Here is a 1,894-nt window from a genome sequence, read left to right as displayed (position 1 = left end):
TGAAAGAATTTCCAAAGCTTTTTCCGTTTTACCAATCTTGCTCAAACAAAAACAATAGTTCATTTTTACAATAGGCGATTGCGAAACTTTTTGCATCATTTCGTATAATTTCACAATGTCATTCCAATCATTTTGCGTGAATTTTACGGACATATACTTGCTAATAATGACCGCTTCCAAATAAAACTTACTTAACGTTTTCGGTCTTTTGAGATAATGAAAGCCTAAATTGAGTAGCTCTTTGTTCCATTTTTTACGATCTTGATTGAAAAAAGAAATGAGTTTGCCATTATCGACTTTTGCAGAAATCCGTGAAATATGAAAGCAAAAAAGTGCAAATAAATTGCTTGTTGAATCGGTTTGATATTGGCTGAACAAAAGTTTTGTTAAGGCAAATGCTTCCAAACATAAATCTTCATTCACAATATTTTCCGTATTTTCACTAAAAGAATCGAAACCAATATTAAAAACGGCATAGAAAATTTCTTCTGCAATAGAGATTTCTTTTTTATTAGCCTTAATTGTGCTTAAGTCAATTTCATAACTTTTAAACTCAAGTTGAATAGTTTTCTTTGTTCGGTTTATGCTTTTGTAAATCGCTTCTTGATTGATTAAAGTACTGTCGCTTATTTCGGCTATGTTAAGACCAAAAATATTTTTAAGAATAAACAATATTTTAGCTTGATTGGAAACTTTTTCTAATGCAGAAATGAAAATAATAGTTTGGAGTCTTAAATCAGTCTCGTTGCTGATTGATGAATCATTTATAATCTTTTCTACCAAAAAATTATTATTTTCTTTCTTCTTTTTAATTTGGTTAAATACGTCGTTACGAGCGACAATGAAAAGCCAATTTTCTATATTACTCGGAACATTATTTTGTTTCCAAATTTTTAAAGATTTCAAAAATGAATTTTGAATTGCATCCTCAATTTCAGAAACGTAATCCGTACCAAATTTGTTTAATAATCCCGAAAAAAGCTTTCCAAATAATGCTCTGTAATTTGTTTCTTCTTTGGGAAACAAATTATTGCTCATAATCTTCCATCTGCATTATTGGACGGATTTCGGTAGTACCTCCGTAATGATGAGTAGGGCATTGTTTAGCCAACTCTACAACCGTTTCTAAATCGTACGCTCGCAGTAAATAATAACCTCCAATAATTTCTTTTGATTCCAAGTAAGGACCATCTTTAACTACAGAGTCTTTTTCTGTGATGAGTACACTTTTTTCTTGCAATCCGTCTCCAGAAACAAAATGTCCTTTTTCAGCTAACTTGTTTGCCCAATTCATATGAGCATTTGCTAATTCCTCCATTTCTTTAGGCGATAGCTCGTTAAGCTTTTCAATGTCTTCGTGAAGTAATAATAAGAATTGTTTCATTGTAAATTGTTTTAAAATTTAAGTAAAGACATTTTAGTGTTTTCGTTTTGGACATTTTTTTAGGATTTTTTTCAACGATCGAAACTTCAGATGATATTTGATGTTTCGAAGGAATATTTATAAATTCCTTAACCACTAAAATACAAAAAGACAATACAACATTTACTTTATTTAATAGCATCTTAGGTTTTAAATTTTCGAAACAAAATACTGTTTCATACCATTAAATTTGGGCGATATTTTTTGCATATCCTGTCCAACTCTCTCGTGGAGTATCTTGGTGTAAATCTGTATAGTATAAATGTTTTTTATGAGTTCAAGAGTAACAGACTGCGTCTTTGATGTCTATAGTCAGCTCTCTTTTTAGCATTGATGTTATAAACTAATTGTAAAACATTTCCCCATTCTCTTATTTCTATTTCCCATTGAAACAAATAGGAGGGCAGTTGTTATTTACAGATGTTCATATTAACTGGTCAAATATAGATAAAGTTTGATTAGTGATAGTTC

Annotated in this window: 2 protein-coding genes; both read right to left on the bottom strand. The window is 30.2% G+C overall.

Going from position 1 to position 1,894, the window contains the following annotated elements:
• Positions 1–1,038 (bottom strand): sigma-70 family RNA polymerase sigma factor (locus F0460_RS16035; RefSeq protein WP_150015112.1); only part of this gene is annotated, 1,038 nt, incomplete at its 3' end.
• Positions 1,028–1,384, bottom strand: coding sequence for a YciI family protein (locus F0460_RS16030; RefSeq protein ID WP_150015110.1), 357 nt, complete (start codon positions 1,382–1,384; stop codon positions 1,028–1,030). The genes F0460_RS16035 and F0460_RS16030, both read right to left, overlap by 11 nt.
• Positions 1,385–1,894 lie beyond the last annotated feature (510 nt).

Origin of the sequence: Paenimyroides baculatum, assembly GCF_008629655.1 — a bacterium.
GTDB classification, from domain to species: Bacteria; Bacteroidota; Bacteroidia; order Flavobacteriales; family Flavobacteriaceae; genus Flavobacterium; species Flavobacterium baculatum.
The sequence above is the reverse complement of the archived record's forward strand: the minus strand, read 5'-3'. Positions and strand labels throughout refer to the sequence as shown.

What these genes read in the sequence shown, in the direction of transcription:
- F0460_RS16030 (WP_150015110.1), bottom strand. Translation starts at nt 1,384, where the DNA reads ATGAAACAATTCTTATTATTACTTCACGAAGACATTGAAAAGCTTAAC.